We start from the raw sequence: 16690 nt of genomic DNA, 5'->3' as shown, positions 1-16690 counted from the left end.
GAGGGTCTCAGAGGTCGTAGGGGCTGTGGCCTTCGGCGATGGCCGACAGCATCGTCGCGAGGTGGCGCTGGGTGGCGGCGTGCAGGCCGTGGCCGAAGCTCACCCGCGCGACCCCCAGCGCGGCCAGCTCGGCGAGTGACGGCGTACCCGGCCGGAAAAGGATGTTCACCGGCCCGCCGATCTCCGTCACCAGCACCCGGATCGTCTCGGGGTCGGAGGCGAGGATCGGGTAGACGCAGTCGGCCCCCGCCCGCAGGTAGGCGCGCCCTCGTTCCACGGCGTCGGCCAGCCGTTCGTCCGGTGTCCCCGTGCCGTGGGCGAAGCAGTCGACCCTGGCGTTGATCACGAGCCCGGTGCCCGCCCGCTCGGCCGCCGCGCGTACGGCCGCGAGGAAGCCCGCCTGCGCGTCGGCGTCCACCATCGCGCCGGTACGCGGGTCGGAGTCCTCCAGGTTCGCCCCGACCGCGCCCGTGGCGGCGAGCCGCTCGACGAACTCGGCCGGCGCGAGCCCGTACCCCCGTTCCATGTCGGCGGTCACCGGAACCGTCACCGCCCGCGCGATGCGGGCGACCTGGGCCAGCACCTCGCCGGCCGGGGCGGACTCTCCGTCGTCATACCCGAGGACGGGGGCGACCGCCGCGCTGCCCGTGGCGACGACCGGGAACCCGGCCGCCGTGACCGCCCGCGCGGACGCGGCGTCCCAGACGTTCGGCAGCACGAGCGGACGCCCGGGCACGTGCGACGCGCGCAGAGCTTCGGCCTTCGCGACGTTCTCCCGTGCCGTCGCGGCATCCCCCGCCGCCGTCCTGTCCCGTGTGGTCACGCTGTCCCCCGTCGTCGCGAATCTCCCGCCAAGGGTCATTATTCGCCGGGCTTGTACTCGCCGGGGACCAGGCGGGCGGTCACGCCGATGCGGTTCCACGCGTTGATCACCGTGATCGCCCAGATCAGGTCGCCCAGCTCCTCCTCGGAAAAGTGCCGCGCCGTGCGCGCGTACACCTCGTCGCTCACCCCGCCGCCCGGGAGCCGGGTCGCCGCCTCGGTGAGCTCCAGCGCGGCGCGCTCGCGCGGGGTGAAGAACGGCGTCTCGCGCCACACCGGCAGGGCGTAGAGGCGCTGCTCACGCTCGCCGGCGGCCCGCGCGTCCAGGGTGTGCATGTCGACGCAGTAGGCGCACCCGTTGATCTGCGAGGCGCGGATTCTCACCAGTTCGAGCAGCGAACGCTCAAGGCCGCACCGGGCGACGGCACCGTCCAGGGCGATCATCGCGCGGTAGATCTCGGGGGTCAGATCCTGCAAGGAAATACGCGGGGCCGGCATCGGGGCGCCGGTCTCGTCGCTGGTCACCGTTGTCATGGCCCCCATGCTAGGAATCCACTGGCCCGAGGATAAGGTCCAATACCGTGCCGAAATATTGGGCCACCTTCGGCCTCGACCTGCACGTCGAGGTCGACCCCGCGTCGGGCCGCCGCGCCGGCCTCGAACACGCCCTGCGGGACGCGATCCGCGACGGACGGCTCGCGCCGCGCACCCTGCTGCCGTCCACCCGTGCCCTCGCCGCCGAGACCGGGCTGTCGCGCAACACGGTCAGCGCCGCGTACGACCAGCTCGTCGCCGAGGGCTACCTCACCGCGCGCCGGGGCTCGGGCACCTCCGTCGCCGACGTCACCGCCACCCCCGCCGAGGCCCCGCGCTCCCGGGGCGACGCCGTCGCGCCGCGCCACGACCTGCGGCCGGGCAGGCCGGACGTGACGACGTTCCCCTCGGCGGCCTGGATGCGCTCCACGCGCCGCGTGCTCGGCACCGCGTCCCCGTCGGTGTACGGCTACGGCGACCCGCGCGGCGCACCCGAACTGCGCGCGGCGCTGGCCGCCCACCTCGGCCGGACGCGGGGCGTGCTCGCGACCGCCGACCAGATCGTGGTCACCTCCGGCGCCGTCCAGGCGCTGTCGCTGCTGGCGCGGGTCGTGGGCGCGGGTCCGAAGCCGGAGGTCGCCATGGAAGACCCGGGGCTGAGATTCCACCGCGAGGTGGTCCGCCGGGCGGGGGCACGCGTGCTGCCGCTGCCGGTGGACGGGCGCGGCGCGCGCACGGACCTGCTCGGCGGGGACGCGTACGCCGAGGCGGGCGCGGTGGTCGTGACGCCCGCCCACCAGTACCCGTCGGGGGTCACGCTGCACCCGTCCCGCCGCCACGCCCTCGCGGACTGGGCGCGGGGCGGGGGCGGGCTGGTGGTCGAGGACGACTACGACGGCGAGTTCCGGTACGACCGGCAGCCGGTGGGGGCTCTGCAGGGCATGGCGCCCGAGCACGTCGCGTACCTCGGCACCGCGTCCAAGACCCTCGGGCCGGGACTACGGCTGGCCTGGCTGGTGCTGCCGCGCCACCTCGTCGGCCCCGTGGTGGACGCCAAGCGCCACGCCGACCACCACACCGAGTCGCTCGGCCAGCTCGTCCTCGCCGACCTGATCACGAGCCACGCCTACGACCGGCACGTACGCGCCTGCCGGCTCCGCTACCGCCGCCGACGCGACCTGCTCGTCTCACGGCTCGCACCGGCGGCCGTCCAGGACGCGGCGCCGCTCGCCCTCCAAGCCGTGCCCTCCGCCCTCCAAGCCGTGCCCCTCGCTCTCCAGGGCATGGCACCCGTCTTCGAGGGGTCGGCGCCCGTCGCCGTCCAAGGCGTCGCGGCCGGGCTGCACGCGATGGTCACCCTGCCGCCCGGCGGCCCGGACGAGGCCGCCGTGCTCGCCGCGTGCGCGGCGCGCGGCGTCGCCGTCCAAGGGCTCGCCGGGCACTGGCACGCCCCCGACGACGCCCCCGGCCGTCCCCAGGGCCTGATCGTGGGCTACGGAACCCCGACGGAGGCCGCGTATCCCGCAGCGCTGGACGCCCTCGTCGCCGCGCTGCGGGCGTGAGACGCCCCGGGGCCCCGCGACCCGGGCCCCGGAGCGGGCTTACACGTCAGACCACGTCGAGCTTCTGCGGCGGCGCCGGCTCGTGGCCGTTCAGGCTCGGCGGGGTCCCGCCGGACAGCAGCGAGCGGGCGAGGCCGAGGCCCGTGCCGCCGAGCGTGAGCGCCTTGGCGAGCATCTCCTCCACGCCCTGAGCGCCGTTGAGCACCACCATGTGGTCGACGTTGCCGAACGCCTTGGCGCCGGCCTCGACGATCGAGGGCCAGTTCTCGGCCAGCTGCTGGGCGATGACGGCCTCCTGGTTCTCGGCGAGGGCCTGCGCGCGGGCCCGGATCGCCTCGGCCTCGGCGAGCCCCTTGGCCTTGGCGGCCTCCGCCTCGGCGAGACCGCGCGCCCTGGCGGCCTCGGCCTCGGCCAGGCCGCGCGCCTGGGCGGCCGCCGCCTCGCCCTCACCGGTGGCACGGGAGGCGGCGCCCGCGGCCTCGGCGCGCAGCCGCACGGACTCGGCGTCCGCGGCGGCGGCCTGCTTCACCTGCGACGCCTGGGCGACGGCGCGCAGCTCGGTCTCGCGCGCCTCGGCCTCGGCCTGGGCGATGCGCGCGTCGCGCTCGGCCTGGGACAACGTGACGGTCTCGTACGCCTTCGCGTCGGCGGGCTTGCGCACCTGCGACTGCAGCCGCTGCTCGGAAAGCTGGGCCTCCAGCTCGGCGGCGCGGGTCTCCTGGACGACGACCTCCTGGCGCGCGGTCGCCTCCGACAGCGGCCCGGCCTGCCGCGCCTTGGCGGCGGCCTGGTCGATCTCGGCCTGGTATCCGGCCTGCTGGATCTGCGACTCGCGGACGGCCGCGGCCTTCTTGGCGTTCGCGGCCTGCTCGGCCTCGGTGGCCTCCTGGTCGCGCTGGGCCTCGGCGATGCGCGCGGCGGCCGCCACCCGTGCGGCGTGCGGCTTGCCGAGGTTCAGGATGTAGCCGGTCTCGTCGTCGATCTCCTGGATCTGGAGGGAGTCGACGACCAGGCCGAGCTTGCTCATCTCGTCGGCGGCGCTGCTGCGGGTCTCGCCGGTGAGGCGCTCGCGGTTGAGGATGAGGTCCTCGACGGTGAGGTTTCCGATGATCGAGCGCAGGTGGCCGGTGAACAGCTCGTGGATGGCTCCGCTCATGCTGTCCTGCTGGTCGAGGAAGCGGCGGGCGGCGTTGGCGATCGAGGTGAAGTCGTCGCCGACCTTGTAGATGATGACGCCGCGCACCTGGACCGGGATGCCCTGCTGGGTGACGCAGTTGACCTGGAGGTTCGTGGCCCGGCTGTCGAGTCGCAGCCGCCGCGCGGTCTGGAAGCCCGGCAGCACGGCGGTGCCCTTACCCGTGATGATCTTGAAGCCCAGGCTCTCGGCCAGCTCGTTCCTCGAACGCGCGCCGAGACCCGAGATGATCAACGCCTCGTTGGGCTCGGCGACCCTCCACACGGCCTTGAACAGCAGAACGATGACGATGAACAGAACCAGGAGCCCGCCGGCCCATACGGCCAGTTCTGTGGTGGTCAATGAGACCTCCGAATGAGGGGGGAGAGAGAAGGTCAGACGATCGCGCGGGCCACGTAGACCGTGCGTGGCGGCGAATATTCGACGACGATGATGATCGTCCCCACCGGGAACTCCTCGCCGGGAACCGATGGATGGGCGTAGAAGGCCTCAACGCCCCCGCGTATCGGCACCAACACCTCGCCCACGAGCCCCGGCCCTATTCTGCCGGTCACCCTGCCCTGTTTCCCGACCACCCTTGTACACCCCGTCGCCTTACATAGGCCGCGAACGCGAACGTTACCCCGTTTGCCCCGTCACATCATCAGCAAGCAAAGCATCTGTTATCTCTTCGCCACGCTTCTGACCATCCGCGCATATCGCCTTCACCCTCGCCAACGACCGATCCGGGTGCCAGGTTCCCCGCATAAGGCACGCATACGCCCCTCAACGCGACCCCCTGGCGACCACCGGCGCCGCCCACCGTGTCGATCCGTCCGGCCGGGCGGCGGGGGACGCCGTACCGCACGACCGCCGCCCGATCGGCACGCGAAGTCAAGCGGTAGGCACTGAATGGCAATGACACCGGCCCCCCTTTCCTCCCACTCCGGAATACGAAACCGGCGGCGCCCACATCCGCCCCAAGGGAAACCGGACCGCCGACGGAACCGGCGTTCCCCAGGCTCGCGAAAACCTGCGGACCGCCGGGCACACCCGTGCTCCCCGGGAACGTCAATAAGGCCAAAAGGTTCGGCCCGCGCTGCCCGACACGCTCTGTTCCGATTTCCGGCCGGGTGATGATCGCGGCATGATGGCTCATTTCCCGCGCGACGAACCGGCAGAGCCCTCCGCTCCCTCGGCACCGGGGACATTCGGGAAGGACCGGCAGATCAGCCGCCGTCAGTTCGTCGACGGTGTGGCGGTCACCGCCGCCTGTGCGGCGCTCGGTCCCGTGGAACGGCAGAACGGGGCGGACGCGGACGGCCTGCGCCACGCCGGGGCCGTCCCCGCCCAGCACACCGGACCCGGCGGGCATCCCGCCCGGCACGCCGCGCTCCGGGCGATCCGCCCCTCCCGCGCGCGGACCCTCCAAGGGGACACCCCGGACGCGCTGGGCGTGCCGCACGCGCTGCGGGACGGGCGGTTCTGGGAGCGTGCGGGCACGCCCCGTCCGACCGGAGAGAGCTACGACCTGGTCGTGGTCGGCGCGGGCATCAGCGGGATCACCGCCGCCTACGCCTGGGCCGGGCACGACCCCGCCGCCCGCGTCCTCGTCCTGGACAACTACGACGACGTCGGCGGGCACGCGCGCCGCAACGAGTTCCGCCCCGCCGGGCGCGCCGGGCCGCTGGTCGGGCACGGCGGCTCGCGCGCGCTGTACGCGCCCTCGGCGTGGTCGCGGGAGGGCAGGGAGCTGCTGGCGGACCTCGGCGTCGACGTGCGCGGACGACGTCCCCCGGAGGACTTCTACCGGGCACTCGGGATGCACGAGGGCGTCTTCTGCGACCGCGAGACCTACCCGGCTGGACCCGCCGACAGGCTCGTCGTGCTCGACCCGGCCAAGCCGGCGCGGCGGTGGGTGGCCGAGCTGCCCGTCGCGGAGCGCGCGCGGCGCGACCTCGTCATGCTGTTCGAGCACCCTCCGGACTGGTTCCCGGGCCTCACCGACGCCCGCAAGAAGGAGATGCTGGCCGGGCTCACGTACGCGGGGTTCCTGCGCGAGGTGTGCCGCGTCCATCCCGAAGCCGTCGCCTTCTGCCAGACGATGCCGAACGCGACGTGGGCGTACGGCTCGGACGCGCTCGGCGCCGTCGACGCCTGGGCGGGCGCGGGCCCTTTCACCTATCCCGGCTTCTCGGGCCTGCGCCTGGACCGCTCGGCCCCCTCGCCGTACAACGCGCCCCGCGTGGCCCGGCGCTGGGCCGCGCGGGACGCAGACGTCCCGTGCTTCCCCGAGGGCAACCAGGCCCTCGTCCGCATGATGGTCGCCCGCATGGTGCCCGGGTTCGCCGGGGCGTGCTCGCCGCAGGACATCACGACCACCTGGTTCGACTACGGCACGCTGGACCGTCCCGCCAACCGCGTGCGGGTACGCCTGTCCAGCCCGGTGGTGCTGGTCCGCAACGACGGCCCGCCCGCCACGGCGACGTCCGCCACCGTGGGCTACTACGACGGTGGCCGGGTCAGGACCGTACGGGCGGGCGCGGTGGTCATGGCCTGCTGGAACATGGTCATCCCCTACCTCGTCGAGGACCTGCCCGACGAGCAGAGGGCGGCGATGCGCCAGGCGGTGAAGATGCCGCTGGTGCACGCGACGGCGCAGCTGCGCCGCTGGCGCGCGTTCCGCGAGGCCGGGGTGCACCGCGTCCGCTTCACGGGGGCATACTGGGTCACGGCCGAACTCGCGCCGCCGGTGAGCGCCGGCTCCTACCGCGCGCCGGCCCACCCGGACGAGCCGATCGCCGTCCACCTGCTGCACACCCCGGCGCGGCGCGGCCTCGCGCCGGGGGACGCGGCCGTCGCGGGCCGTCGGGTGCTGGCCCGCACGCCGTACGCGGCGATGGAGTTCGGCGTCCGGGAGCAGCTCACCCGCCTTCTCGGGCCGTACGGCTTCGACCCGGCGCGTGACATCGAAGGGCTGACGATCAACCGCTGGGGACACGGGTACGCGCCGGAGTACGTGCGCCCGTGGGACGCCTTCCACCCGGACGGGCCGTTCCCCGCCGAGACCGCGCGGCGGCGGTTCGGGCGCATCGCGATCGCCAACTCCGACTCGGTGCCCGGCGCCGACGCGGACGCGGCCGTCAGCGCCGCCTACCGCGCGGTGGGCGAGCTGCGGGCCTCCCTCAGCGAGAGCCGCGCGGACGCCGGATCATCGTGAAGGCCCACGACGTGTCGGGCTCGACGGCCCAGTGGAAGAGGCGCTGCACGAGCGGGGTGCACAGCACGGTCGCGAGGACGGCGCCGAACGCGGCGGTCACCGCCACACCGGCGGGGTTCTCCAGCAGGTAGTCGTACGGCTCCAGGAGCTTCACGACGAAGCCGTGCAGCAGGTAGGCGTACATCGTCGCCATGCCGAGGCCGGAGAACCACGTGCGGCGGGCGGGCGTGATGGCGAGGAACGCGGCCACCAGGAGGGCCCCGGACGCCAGCATGCCGAGCCGGATCAGGCTGCCGTCGAGGTTTCCTACGCCGATCTTGGCGTTGCTGTGCCGCCAGCGGATCCACTCGGTGGCGATGTCGGTGTGGAACGCCAGCGCGGCGAGCAGGCCCGCCGCGAGCGTCACCGCGCCCAGCACCCGCACCCAGGGCCGCTTGAGGAACTCGAAGTGCTCGGGGCGCAGCAGCAGGCCGAGGACGTAGAACGGCAGCAGGCCGAGCGTCCGGTTCATGGACAGCTCGTCGGGCAGGTCGCTCATGCCGGACATCAGCGACAGGCCCACGGCGATGACGAGCGGCCACCGGAGCTGCTGCCAGACCGGGGTCGACAGCCGCCACATGAACAGCGACATGAGGAACCAGGTCAGGTAGTACGGGTCGAGCAGGCTGATGTCGAGCTTGCCGTACAGGAACAGGCGCGGCAGCGAGTACGCCAGCTCGAAGATGACGTACGGGACGGCGAGGCCGCTGATGAGCTTCCGCGCCTTGCCCGCCGAGAAGGTGAAATTTCGCGACAGGTAGCCGCTCAGCGTGATGAAGAGCGGCATGTGGAACGTGTAGACGTAGAAGTACGCGGCGTGCGCGAACGGGACGTCCCGTAGCCCCTCGATGAGGTGACCCGACACCACCAGGATGATCGCCAGGAACTTCGCGTTGTCGAGATACGGGTCGCGCGTCCGGCCCGCCGAGCCGCCGGGCTTCGCGGCCTTGCGCTCCGGACTCGGCGCCGACGCGACCGGCGGCGAGGCCGGGCCCGCCGGGACGTCCTGAGGCGGCGGGACCGGCAAGGCGGGAGGAGCCGACGGGCCGACCGGAGGCGAGGTGGTCACCGGAGGCGGCGGTGGCCAGGCGACCGGCGGGGTCGTCGCGGGAGCCCCCGGAGCCACGGGAGCCGCCGGGAAGGCCGCGACCGGGGTCACCGGGGCCGGGGACGGCTCCGGGACGACGACGGCCGGCATCGGCTGCGTCTCGAAATCGGGGCCGACCCATTCCGGGCGGGAGGGGGCAGTCACAGCCCCGGAACCCTAGCCAAATCCCCTGGGAACGCGGCGAACGCCAGATGTCCGCCCGGCGAACACCACCCGGCCGGGACCTTAAGAGAGGCTGACCGCAGGCTTACCGGCATCGTGTCACCGTCCTGTCCGGGCCGTTCGCGCCCGTGAGGGGATCGGCCTATCTCATCACGAGAGCTCGTCCGCCGAGAGGCCGGTGACGGCGAGGCTCTTGTCCCACAGCGCGCTCGCGAGGACGACGTCGGACATGCGCGCGGACGCCGAGGCGGGGGCGCCGTTGGCGAAGTAACGCCCGGTGTGCTTGACGCCGTCGGGCGTGGTGGCGAGGTGGACGAGCGTGCTCGCCCCCTGCTCGGGAGTGCGCGCGACGCCGGGGATCACCATGAGCAGCTTCATGTACAGGCTGTCGGGGGCGAAGCCCGTGCGGACGATGCCGGGGTGGAAGCAGGTGGCCGCGACGCCGCGCCGGGCGAGCGCGACCGTGAACAGCGCGTTGGCCTGCTTGGTGTCGCCGTACTGCAGCCAGGCGCTCCAGCGGCGGCGCGCGCGGTCGAGGTCGTCGGGGGTGAGACGGCCGGACTTGGCCGCCTGGGACGAGGTCGTGACGACCCTGCCCTCGGACGCGGCGAGGCGCGGGAGCAGCAGGTTGGTGAGCAGGAACGGCGACAGGTGGTTGACCTGCATCATCAGCTCGTGGCCGTCGCGCGTCAGCCGCCGCTCGGCGGACATGACCCCGGCGTTGTTGACGAGCACGTCGATGCGCTCGTAGCGGTCGAGCAGGTCGGCGGCGAGCCGGGTGACCTCCTGGAAGGAGGCGAAGTCGGCGGTGGCGACGTCGGGACGGCGGCCCGCGGCGCGGGCGACGTGATCCGCGACCGAGGTGAGCCTGGCGCGGGAGCGGCCGACCAGGACGACATCGTGCCCGGCGCGGGCGAGCCCTTCGGCGGCGGCGGCTCCGATGCCGGCGCTGGCCCCCGTGATCACACTAATCATCTCAGCCTCCCGTACGCCGGAACTCTATCGGTGCTAGCCTTCAGACCGATCTTCCGGAGGTGCATTTCCCCATAAATGAGGCACGACCCTCCGAGGCATGCAGGAGTCACCATGGGTTCTGGTAAGCGGTCCATCCGCTTCAAGATCTTTTCATTGCTGCTCCTCCCTCTGCTGTCGTTGAGTGCTTTATGGGGATTCGTCCTGAACCTCACGATCGGCGACGGCATCTCGCTCGCCCGCGCCAACACCATCTACCAGGGCATCGGCGTCACCTCGACCGACCTCGGCCTGCAACTCCAGGCCGAACGCATGCTCTCGGTCACCAAGCTCAGCGCCTCCGCCGCCGACGCCGACCGTCTCGCCGCCCAGCGCCACGCCACCGACCTGTCGCTCGCCAGGTTCCGGGGCCAGGCAGCCGGCGAGTCCTCGTCCGACGGGATGGGGGCCGCGCTCAGCACCCTGCTGGACGAACTCCAACAGCTCCCCGCGATCCGCGCCAACGTGGACACCGCGCAGACCAGCCGCCTGGAGATCGCGCAGTCCTACAACCGCATCCTGGACGCGCTGTTCCGCCTCTACGACCGCATGGTGTCGGTCCCGGACCTCTCCATCTTCGAGCAGGCCGGCGCGATGCAGGCGATGGGCAACGCCCGCGAGTTCATCTCCCGCGAGACCGCCCTCGTCCTCGGCGCCCTGTCCACCGGCCACCTGACCGACTCCGAGTACGCGGCGTTCGCCGAGTGGGCCGCCAACCGGCGCGCGCAGTACGCCCGGGGCATGGCCGGCCTGGACCCGGAGCTGCGCAAGCCGTACGAAGAGGTCATCGCCACCCTCACCTTCAAGCGGTTCCTGACCATGGAGCAGGACCTCATCAGCCGGGCGCGGGCCGGCGCCCCGCTCCCCCAGTCGCTGAAGTCGTGGCGACCGATCACCGACAACCTGGCGGCGATGCTCGACCAGGTGGGGGTCAAGGCGTCAGGCTCGCTGGCGAGCCGCGCCCAGAGCGTCGCCACCGGCATCCTGATCCGCATCGGCCTCGCCGGCGGGCTCGGCCTGATCGCCGTGATCGCGTCGATCATCATCTCGGTGCGCTTCGGCCGCCGCCTCGCCCGCGAGCTGGCCGACCTGCGCAACTCCGCGCGCGACCTCGCCGACGTGCGCCTGCCGCACGTCGTGGCCCGCCTGCGCCGCGGCGAGGAGGTCGACGTCGAGGCCGACGCGCCGGACATCACCGAGGGCGACTCCGCCGAGATCGCGGACGTCGCCCGCGCGTTCGGCTCCGTACGGCACACGGCCGTCCAGGCGGCGGTGGAACAGGCGAACCTGCGCCGGGGCGTCAGCCAGGTCTTCCTGAACCTCGCGCGCCGCAAGCAGGGGCTGCTGCACCGGCAGCTCACCCTGCTGGACGCCATGCAGCGGCGCGCCACCGACCCGGACGCCCTGCGGGACCTCTTCCAGCTCGACCACCTGACCACCCGCATGCGCCGCCACGCCGAGAGCCTTATCATCCTGTCGGGCGCGGCGCCCGGCCGCGCGTGGCGCAAGCCCGTGCCCGTCGTGGACATCGTGCGCGCCGCCGTCGCCGAGGTCGAGGACTACACGCGCGTCACCGTGATGCCCATGCCCAACGCGCACCTGAGCGGCGCCGCGGTCACCGACCTCATCCACCTGATCGCCGAGCTGATCGAGAACGCGACGATCTTCTCGCCCCCGCAGACGCGGGTCCAGGTGCGCGGCGAGGCGGTGGCCAACGGCTTCGCCGTCGAGATCGAGGACCGCGGCCTCGGGCTGGCCCCGCACGAGTACGACGCCGTCAACGAGCGGCTCGCGCACCCGCCCGAGTTCGACCTGGCCGACAGCGACCGGCTCGGCCTGTTCGTGGTCGGGCAGCTCGCCGCGCGCAACGGCATCAGCGTGATCCTGCGCGCCTCGGCGTACGGCGGGACGACGGCCATCGTGCTCATCCCGAAGGCGCTGGTCGCCGACGACGGCTCGCCCTCGCCCATCCCCGGCTCGCTGGCCGAGGTCGTCCCCTCCCACGGCCCCCTGAACGCGCCGTCGTCCTCGTTCTCGTCATCGTCCTCCTCGCGGCAGACCCCGGCCCTCGCCGCGGGGCCCTCCCGGGACGCCGGCGAGCCGAAGGCGTCGCTGTTCTTCACCCCGCCCGCCTCGCGCGCGCCGGACTCCGCGCCCTCCCTGACGGTGGTGCCGGGCATCGCGGACACCGGCCCGATCGGTCCGCCCGTCCCCCCGAAGGACACCCCCGAGAAGCCCGCCCCGCGCTCCACCACCTCGGGCGGCACGCACCGGGGCCTGCCGCGCCGCGTCCGCCAGGCCAACATGGCGCCCCAGCTCCGCGAGACCACCGGCCCCCTGGCCGCGCCCACGCCCCCCGCGCAGCCCACGCCGCTGCCCCGGCGCACGGCAGGCCCGACCGGCCCCGGGGAGCGCTCGCCGGAGGAGGCGCGCGCCATGTTCTCCGCGTTCCAGCAGGGAGGACGCCGCGGCCGGCTCGACGCCGAAAAAGGCCCGGAAAACGCCGCCGACGGCCCAGGGACGCGCGACGAGCCGCTGACCAGGAACGACGGCGTGAACACCCCGCCCGCCGGGGCATCCGAGAGCGACGACCCCGTCACCATCCGACCGGACCAGCGTGACCAAAGGCGCGACCTGCGCAACCATAGTGATGGTTACGTACACCACACGACTGGCGAGAAGGGCGACGAATGACCGGCATAGTGTCGTCGAACGGCGAACTCAACTGGCTCCTCGACGATCTGATCAGCAGGGTCGCGGCCGTGCGCCAGGCGGTCATCCTCTCCACCGACGGGCTGGTCGTGGGAGCCTCCTCGGGCTTCAGCCGTGAGGACGCCGAGCACCTGTCGGCCGTGGCCTCCGGCTTCCAGAGTCTCGCCCGCGGCGCGGGACGCCACTTCGGCGGCGGCGAAGTACGGCAGACCATCGTCGAGATGGAGTCGGCCTTCCTGTTCGTGACGGCGGCCGGCACCGGCACCTGTCTGGCGGTGCTGAGCAGCTCGGACGCCGACGTCGGCCACATCGCCTACGAGATGGCGATGCTCGTCAAGCGCGTGGGCCAGCACATTTCCACCAATCCGCGGCGGACCCTGCCATGACCAGGCAGGGAGAGCAGTGGGTCGACGAGGAGGCGGGGCCGCTCGTCCGGCCGTACGCGGTCATCCGCGGGCGTACGCGGTCGTCGGCGGACAATCTTGATCTGATCGCTATGGTCACGGCGACGGGTGCTCCGTACACTGGCGAGGCCGGTCTCGGCCCTGAGGAGACTCGCATCCTCGAGATGGCCGAACGGCCGATGTCCGTCGCGGACATCGCCTCCGAGATCGACCTGCCGCTCGGCGTGGTCCGCGTTCTCCTCGGCGATCTCCACGACCAGGACCTGATCAGCGTACGGGCCCCCGCCCACAAGGGACCGCGCCCTAACGAGCGCATTCTCAAGGAAGTGATCAATGGCTTACGAGCCCTCTGAGGAGCCCGTCGCCCTCAAGATCCTCGTCGCGGGCGGGTTCGGCGTGGGCAAGACCACGCTGGTCGGGGCGATCAGCGAGATCCGGCCGCTGCGCACCGAAGAGGTACTGTCCGACCGCGGCATCGGCGTCGACGACGTGGACGGGGTGGAAGGGAAGACCACCACCACGGTCGCCATGGACTTCGGCCGCATCACCATCCGCGAGGGCCTGGTCGTCTACCTCTTCGGGACGCCCGGCCAGGAGCGGTTCTGGTTCATGTGGGATGAACTGTCCTACGGCGCGCTCGGGGCCGTCGTCCTCGCCGACACGCGCCGCCTCACGGACTGCTTCCCCTCCATCGACTACTTCGAGCAGCGCGGCACGCCGTTCATCGTCGCGGTCAACTGCTTCGACGGAGCCGAGCGCCACGAGCCGGAGGATGTCCGGATCGCCCTCGACCTCGACCCGGACATCCCGGTCATCATGTGCGACGTCCGCCGCCGCGCCTCCGCCAAGATCGTCCTGGTGACCCTGGTCGAACACGCCCTCCGTACCCTGACCCCCGCCGCGGGGTAGCTCCGCACACCCGGCGGTGGCTCTCCCGCGTCCTCATGGGCGAGCCACCGTTTCGTTCGTGCCGTACCTGTCGGCGCTCGCCGACCCGGAACCTCCTGGGTCAGAATTCGGGCACCCAGTACGGGCTGACGTCCATCCAGCCGTTGCCGCGTGCGCCGTTGAGGCGGCCGCTGCTCGTGGTGGCCAGGGTGTACCAGGAGTCGACGTAGTCGGGGTCGTCGGTCCACCACGAGTCGGGCATCGCGGACAGGATGGCGTTCACCAGCGGAATGTACGCGCCGGCGTCGATGATCGTCAGCAGCGCGGTCGCGATGGCCTGCGCGAGCGCCAGGTAGTTGGTGTCGCCGTCGTCCTCCATCATGACGACGTCGGCCAGGTTGTACTTGTAGCCCAAGTAGTGCACGAGCAGCTGGTTCGGGTAGTACGTCGTACCGTCGTTGTCCAGGTACGGCATCTGGACGACGGTGACGGTCGCCTTGCCGTCCAGTCCGAAGCCGCCCACGACGCTGAAGATCTCGGCGTCCCCCTTGATCCAGGGCTCCTCGTCGTTGTTCAGCCGGACGGCGTTGACCTTCGTGGCCCAGTAACCGCCGGCCGCCTTGACCTGCGCCCCGCTGGGCTTGGCGGCCACGAGGCCCCGGGCCGCCAGGGCGTCCCGCGTGACCTGGAGCCCCAGGGGCAGCGCCTTGGCGACGTCGACGTCCACGACCAGCACCGGCCGCCTGGGCGCCTTCGCCGGGTCCAGGCTCACCTTGCCGCCCAGCGGGTCGTACGCGGCGATCGGGGCGGGCTCGTCGTCGGTCGGCGCCGCCGCCACCAGGGGCACCTCGCCATGCGCGAGGGCGGCGCGCGTGGACGGGTCCGCGAGCCGGAGGCGCAGCAGCGAGCCGCCGTTCGCGGGAAGCGCCTTGGCCGCCAGCACGTCCTGGTTGGCGGCGCGCACGGACCGGTCGAGCGCGGTGCCGGACGCGAAGGCCGTGAGATCCGCCTCCCCGGCCGCGGTGGCCGCCACCGCGCGCTCGCGGACGGCCTTGTCGGCGAGCGCGCCCGCGACCTGCTCGGCGAGGCGGTCGGTGACGGTGAACACCTCGCTCGGCAGCGGAGCCTTGCGCTCCACCGCCTGAGCTTCGGAGGCCGAGGCCGAATCGGGGTTGGAGGGCGCGGCCACGGCCGTCCCGGTGGTCAGGGCGAGTGCGGTGACGGTGGCGAGGGCGGCCATGAGGACTCGGGTCACGAGCCTTCTCCTTCTTCCTCGAACTTCCTCGAAGCTCTCTGAGGACTCCGGCCAGGGGGTTTCCCGGTCCCGGACGAAGCAGCGAGTCAGTTGGAGAGTGACAACTCCTGACAACCTTGGAAATGTCCAGACTTGCCTAGAAGTCAAGGCCGCTTTGGCGTCTTCAACCCCCACCCCAGCAAGCGCGCCACCCCATCACACGACGGCCCCCACCAGGCAATCCACCGGCCAGTTCCCTGTCACCAGCGAGTCGACAGCCGCACCACTACGCACCGGCGAACAGCCCGTCCTTCACCCCGGTGACGAACGCCCCCCACTCATCGGCGGCGAACCTCACCACGGGCCCACCGGGATCCTTACTGTCCCGCACGGCGACGGCATGCGGGAGAGACGCAATCTCCACACAGTTACCACCGTTCCCGCTGCTGTACGAGGTCTTACGCCAGCACAGGTCACTGCCGTCCATACTTCTACTCCCTTTGCCGTCTCATTTCGTTGACGCGTTGGACGCCCTGACCAGCATGAACTCTGGCCCGCCGGCTACACGTGGCCGAGTCGGCCGATCTTCATACCGCCGATGAATACGTGCCACTCGTCGGATCCGCAGCTCAGTATGGGACCGCCGGGGTTTTTGCTGTCTCGCACGGCTACACCACGAGAAATAGGCGCGACCTCCACGCAGGCGCCACCATTCCCACTACTGTATGACGACTTACGCCACGCCAGTTCGTTCACTTCCATGTCTCTGCCACCTTTGCTATCAGGTTCATCGATTGCTTGGTGGGCAGCGCCTCGGCCCGCAGAGATTCCCACAGGCATTTCAGGGCCGCCACATCGGGAGCATGTTCGATCACATCGCCGCTCAGCGCATTGTCCACGTAGACGACCTCGCTTCCGTCGATACCGGTGATGACGAGGGGTCCGGCGAGGCCAGGATAGGCACCGACATCGAGCGGCACAATCTGTATTACAAGTTCCACCCCTCGTGACGACACGGCGGAACCAATGCGCCAGGCCTGGGCTTCCACAACCCATTCAGGGTTTGGTCCAGGCCTGCACCGCGCTCCAGGGCAGCCCTCGCGGGCCTGGGTGCTTCCCAGCACAGATCACAGTGTTCGTCTGACTCAGGAACGCTGCAGGTCCCCTGTCCGCAGATCCGACAGGCCCAGCAGGGCCGCGCTGTCGTCGTCGGTTACGCCGGCCCGTCGCAGTAGCGTCGCCATTTCGGCGGCGGCCCGGTGAAGGTGTGCACGTTCCTCCTGGTAGGAGTGGAGGAGGTCGTGCGGTACTCCGGCTATCTCGTACACATATTCCACTGAAACAGGAACTTCGGCCGGAAGGTCGAGTATGAAGTGCTTGATCGCTTCCACTTCCTCGAAGAGTTCCGCGAGCGTGCGAGCGCTCACTCCCGACCGGATAGGAGCGTCGATGGGATCGGCGCCCCAGACGACCATCTTCGTGTCGAGCGTCTCCTCAAGAGAGACCCGGAACTTCAGGTGGCGAGTGGTCGGCACCGTCGAGGTCATCGCAGCCAGCCCCTCTCCGAACACGTGCGCTAGGTCGCGTTCAAGGTTGGTGAGCACCGTGAGCCGGAGATCGCGGACGGGTACGGTGGCCCGGCCGACCACGATCTGGGCACGGTCGTAGAGCAAGAGTAGGCGAACAGACCGCCCCGTCTCAGCCCACTCGACGCGCAGTGTGAGTTCGCGCGCGAGCCCATAGGTCCGATCCCGTATCTCCGGGTAGGTGCTCAACACGCGGCCAAGGTAATGATCGGGCTCTGCCTCGTCTTGAATACC

The 16690-nt window shown here is 71.6% G+C and carries 17 protein-coding genes; 6 read left to right on the top strand and 11 right to left on the bottom strand.

Annotated features, from left to right (window positions below):
* Nucleotides 1-7: 7 nt before the first annotated feature.
* Together DQ384_RS15615 and DQ384_RS15610 are read right to left on the bottom strand one after the other, a co-directional pair.
* Nucleotides 8-823, bottom strand: a complete 816-nt coding sequence (locus DQ384_RS15615) for an isocitrate lyase/PEP mutase family protein (protein ID WP_245966509.1) — start codon at nucleotides 821-823, stop codon at nucleotides 8-10.
* 38 nt (nucleotides 824-861) lie between these two features.
* Nucleotides 862-1356 carry a carboxymuconolactone decarboxylase family protein gene (locus tag DQ384_RS15610; RefSeq protein WP_181871233.1) on the bottom strand — a complete coding sequence of 165 codons (495 nt, stop codon included), beginning with the start codon at nucleotides 1354-1356 and terminating at the stop codon, nucleotides 862-864.
* Between the two features lie 47 nt (nucleotides 1357-1403).
* Here DQ384_RS15610 and pdxR point away from each other — a divergent pair, with 47 nt between their 5' ends.
* Nucleotides 1404-2918: a MocR-like pyridoxine biosynthesis transcription factor PdxR gene (gene pdxR / locus DQ384_RS15605; RefSeq protein ID WP_114029547.1), complete on the top strand. Its 1515-nt coding sequence runs from the start codon at nucleotides 1404-1406 to the stop codon at nucleotides 2916-2918.
* Nucleotides 2919-2964: 46 nt separating this feature from the next.
* Here the strand turns inward: pdxR and DQ384_RS15600 are convergent, their stop codons facing one another.
* Nucleotides 2965-4455 carry an SPFH domain-containing protein gene (locus DQ384_RS15600; protein ID WP_114029546.1) on the bottom strand — a complete coding sequence of 497 codons (1491 nt, stop codon included), beginning with the start codon at nucleotides 4453-4455 and terminating at the stop codon, nucleotides 2965-2967.
* Between the two features lie 32 nt (nucleotides 4456-4487).
* On the bottom strand, nucleotides 4488-4688 hold the full coding sequence (locus DQ384_RS15595; RefSeq protein ID WP_114029545.1) for a hypothetical protein: 201 nt from the start codon (nucleotides 4686-4688) through the stop codon (nucleotides 4488-4490).
* A gap of 551 nt (nucleotides 4689-5239) precedes the next feature.
* On the opposite strand from DQ384_RS15595, the gene DQ384_RS15590 reads away from it, so the two are divergent.
* Nucleotides 5240-7312: an NAD(P)-binding protein gene (locus DQ384_RS15590; RefSeq protein ID WP_245966508.1), complete on the top strand. Its 2073-nt coding sequence runs from the start codon at nucleotides 5240-5242 to the stop codon at nucleotides 7310-7312.
* Here the strand turns inward: DQ384_RS15590 and DQ384_RS15585 are convergent.
* On the bottom strand, nucleotides 7278-8603 hold the full coding sequence (locus DQ384_RS15585; RefSeq protein WP_281274064.1) for an acyltransferase family protein: 1326 nt from the start codon (nucleotides 8601-8603) through the stop codon (nucleotides 7278-7280). The genes DQ384_RS15590 and DQ384_RS15585 overlap by 35 nt on opposite strands.
* A 168-nt stretch (nucleotides 8604-8771) precedes the next feature.
* Complete coding sequence (locus DQ384_RS15580) at nucleotides 8772-9596, bottom strand: SDR family NAD(P)-dependent oxidoreductase (RefSeq protein ID WP_114029543.1); 825 nt, start codon at nucleotides 9594-9596, stop codon at nucleotides 8772-8774.
* A 111-nt stretch (nucleotides 9597-9707) separates the two neighbouring features.
* On the opposite strand from DQ384_RS15580, the gene DQ384_RS41270 reads away from it, so the two are divergent.
* Genes DQ384_RS41270 through DQ384_RS15560 form a run of 4 tightly spaced genes read left to right on the top strand, consistent with a single transcriptional unit; the run spans nucleotide 9708 to nucleotide 13657 of the window.
* Nucleotides 9708-12326 (top strand): sensor histidine kinase, encoded by a 2619-nt coding sequence (locus DQ384_RS41270; RefSeq protein WP_181871232.1) that lies wholly within the window; start codon nucleotides 9708-9710, stop codon nucleotides 12324-12326.
* Nucleotides 12323-12730 (top strand): roadblock/LC7 domain-containing protein, encoded by a 408-nt coding sequence (locus tag DQ384_RS15570; protein WP_114029541.1) that lies wholly within the window; start codon nucleotides 12323-12325, stop codon nucleotides 12728-12730. Before DQ384_RS41270 ends, DQ384_RS15570 begins: the two co-directional genes overlap by 4 nt.
* On the top strand, nucleotides 12727-13101 hold the full coding sequence (locus tag DQ384_RS15565; RefSeq protein WP_114029540.1) for a DUF742 domain-containing protein: 375 nt from the start codon (nucleotides 12727-12729) through the stop codon (nucleotides 13099-13101). The genes DQ384_RS15570 and DQ384_RS15565 overlap by 4 nt, the downstream gene beginning before the upstream one ends.
* Nucleotides 13082-13657, top strand: coding sequence for a GTP-binding protein (locus tag DQ384_RS15560; RefSeq protein ID WP_114029539.1), 576 nt, complete (start codon nucleotides 13082-13084; stop codon nucleotides 13655-13657). Before DQ384_RS15565 ends, DQ384_RS15560 begins: the two co-directional genes overlap by 20 nt.
* A 100-nt stretch (nucleotides 13658-13757) precedes the next feature.
* Here DQ384_RS15560 and DQ384_RS15555 read toward each other — a convergent pair whose 3' ends face one another.
* The 5 genes from DQ384_RS15555 to DQ384_RS15540 form a co-directional block, all read right to left on the bottom strand.
* On the bottom strand, nucleotides 13758-14891 hold the full coding sequence (locus DQ384_RS15555; protein ID WP_220182975.1) for a DUF3103 family protein: 1134 nt from the start codon (nucleotides 14889-14891) through the stop codon (nucleotides 13758-13760).
* 265 nt (nucleotides 14892-15156) lie between these two features.
* The gene (locus DQ384_RS15550; protein WP_114029537.1) at nucleotides 15157-15357 is read right to left on the bottom strand and encodes a DUF397 domain-containing protein; all 201 of its coding nucleotides are present in this window, start codon (nucleotides 15355-15357) and stop codon (nucleotides 15157-15159) included.
* A gap of 74 nt (nucleotides 15358-15431) precedes the next feature.
* Complete coding sequence (locus DQ384_RS15545) at nucleotides 15432-15632, bottom strand: DUF397 domain-containing protein (RefSeq protein WP_114029536.1); 201 nt, start codon at nucleotides 15630-15632, stop codon at nucleotides 15432-15434.
* Entirely contained in the window at nucleotides 15623-15871 is a 249-nt protein-coding gene (locus tag DQ384_RS40425; RefSeq protein WP_281274070.1) for a Scr1 family TA system antitoxin-like transcriptional regulator, read from the bottom strand. The genes DQ384_RS15545 and DQ384_RS40425 overlap by 10 nt, the downstream gene beginning before the upstream one ends.
* Nucleotides 15872-16015: 144 nt before the next feature.
* Nucleotides 16016-16648, bottom strand: a complete 633-nt coding sequence (locus DQ384_RS15540) for a hypothetical protein (protein WP_114029535.1) — start codon at nucleotides 16646-16648, stop codon at nucleotides 16016-16018.
* Nucleotides 16649-16690: the final 42 nt, after the last annotated feature.

It is taken from the genome of Sphaerisporangium album (assembly GCF_003323745.1).
Lineage (GTDB): Bacteria > Actinomycetota > Actinomycetes > Streptosporangiales > Streptosporangiaceae > Sphaerisporangium > Sphaerisporangium album.
The sequence above is the reverse complement of the archived record's forward strand: the minus strand, read 5'-3'. Positions and strand labels throughout refer to the sequence as shown.

Bases quoted from the DNA above. Each gene is read 5' to 3' on its own strand.
- DQ384_RS15545 (WP_114029536.1), bottom strand. From the start codon at position 15,632: ATGGAAGTGAACGAACTGGCGTGGCGTAAGTCGTCATACAGTAGTGGG.
- DQ384_RS15580 (WP_114029543.1), bottom strand. From the start codon at position 9,596: ATGATTAGTGTGATCACGGGGGCCAGCGCCGGCATCGGAGCCGCCGCC.
- DQ384_RS15565 (WP_114029540.1), top strand. From the start codon at position 12,727: ATGACCAGGCAGGGAGAGCAGTGGGTCGACGAGGAGGCGGGGCCGCTC.
- DQ384_RS15560 (WP_114029539.1), top strand. From the start codon at position 13,082: ATGGCTTACGAGCCCTCTGAGGAGCCCGTCGCCCTCAAGATCCTCGTC.
- DQ384_RS15610 (WP_181871233.1), bottom strand. From the start codon at position 1,356: ATGACAACGGTGACCAGCGACGAGACCGGCGCCCCGATGCCGGCCCCG.
- DQ384_RS15570 (WP_114029541.1), top strand. From the start codon at position 12,323: ATGACCGGCATAGTGTCGTCGAACGGCGAACTCAACTGGCTCCTCGAC.
- DQ384_RS15550 (WP_114029537.1), bottom strand. From the start codon at position 15,357: ATGGACGGCAGTGACCTGTGCTGGCGTAAGACCTCGTACAGCAGCGGG.
- DQ384_RS41270 (WP_181871232.1), top strand. From the start codon at position 9,708: ATGGGTTCTGGTAAGCGGTCCATCCGCTTCAAGATCTTTTCATTGCTG.
- DQ384_RS15590 (WP_245966508.1), top strand. From the start codon at position 5,240: ATGATGGCTCATTTCCCGCGCGACGAACCGGCAGAGCCCTCCGCTCCC.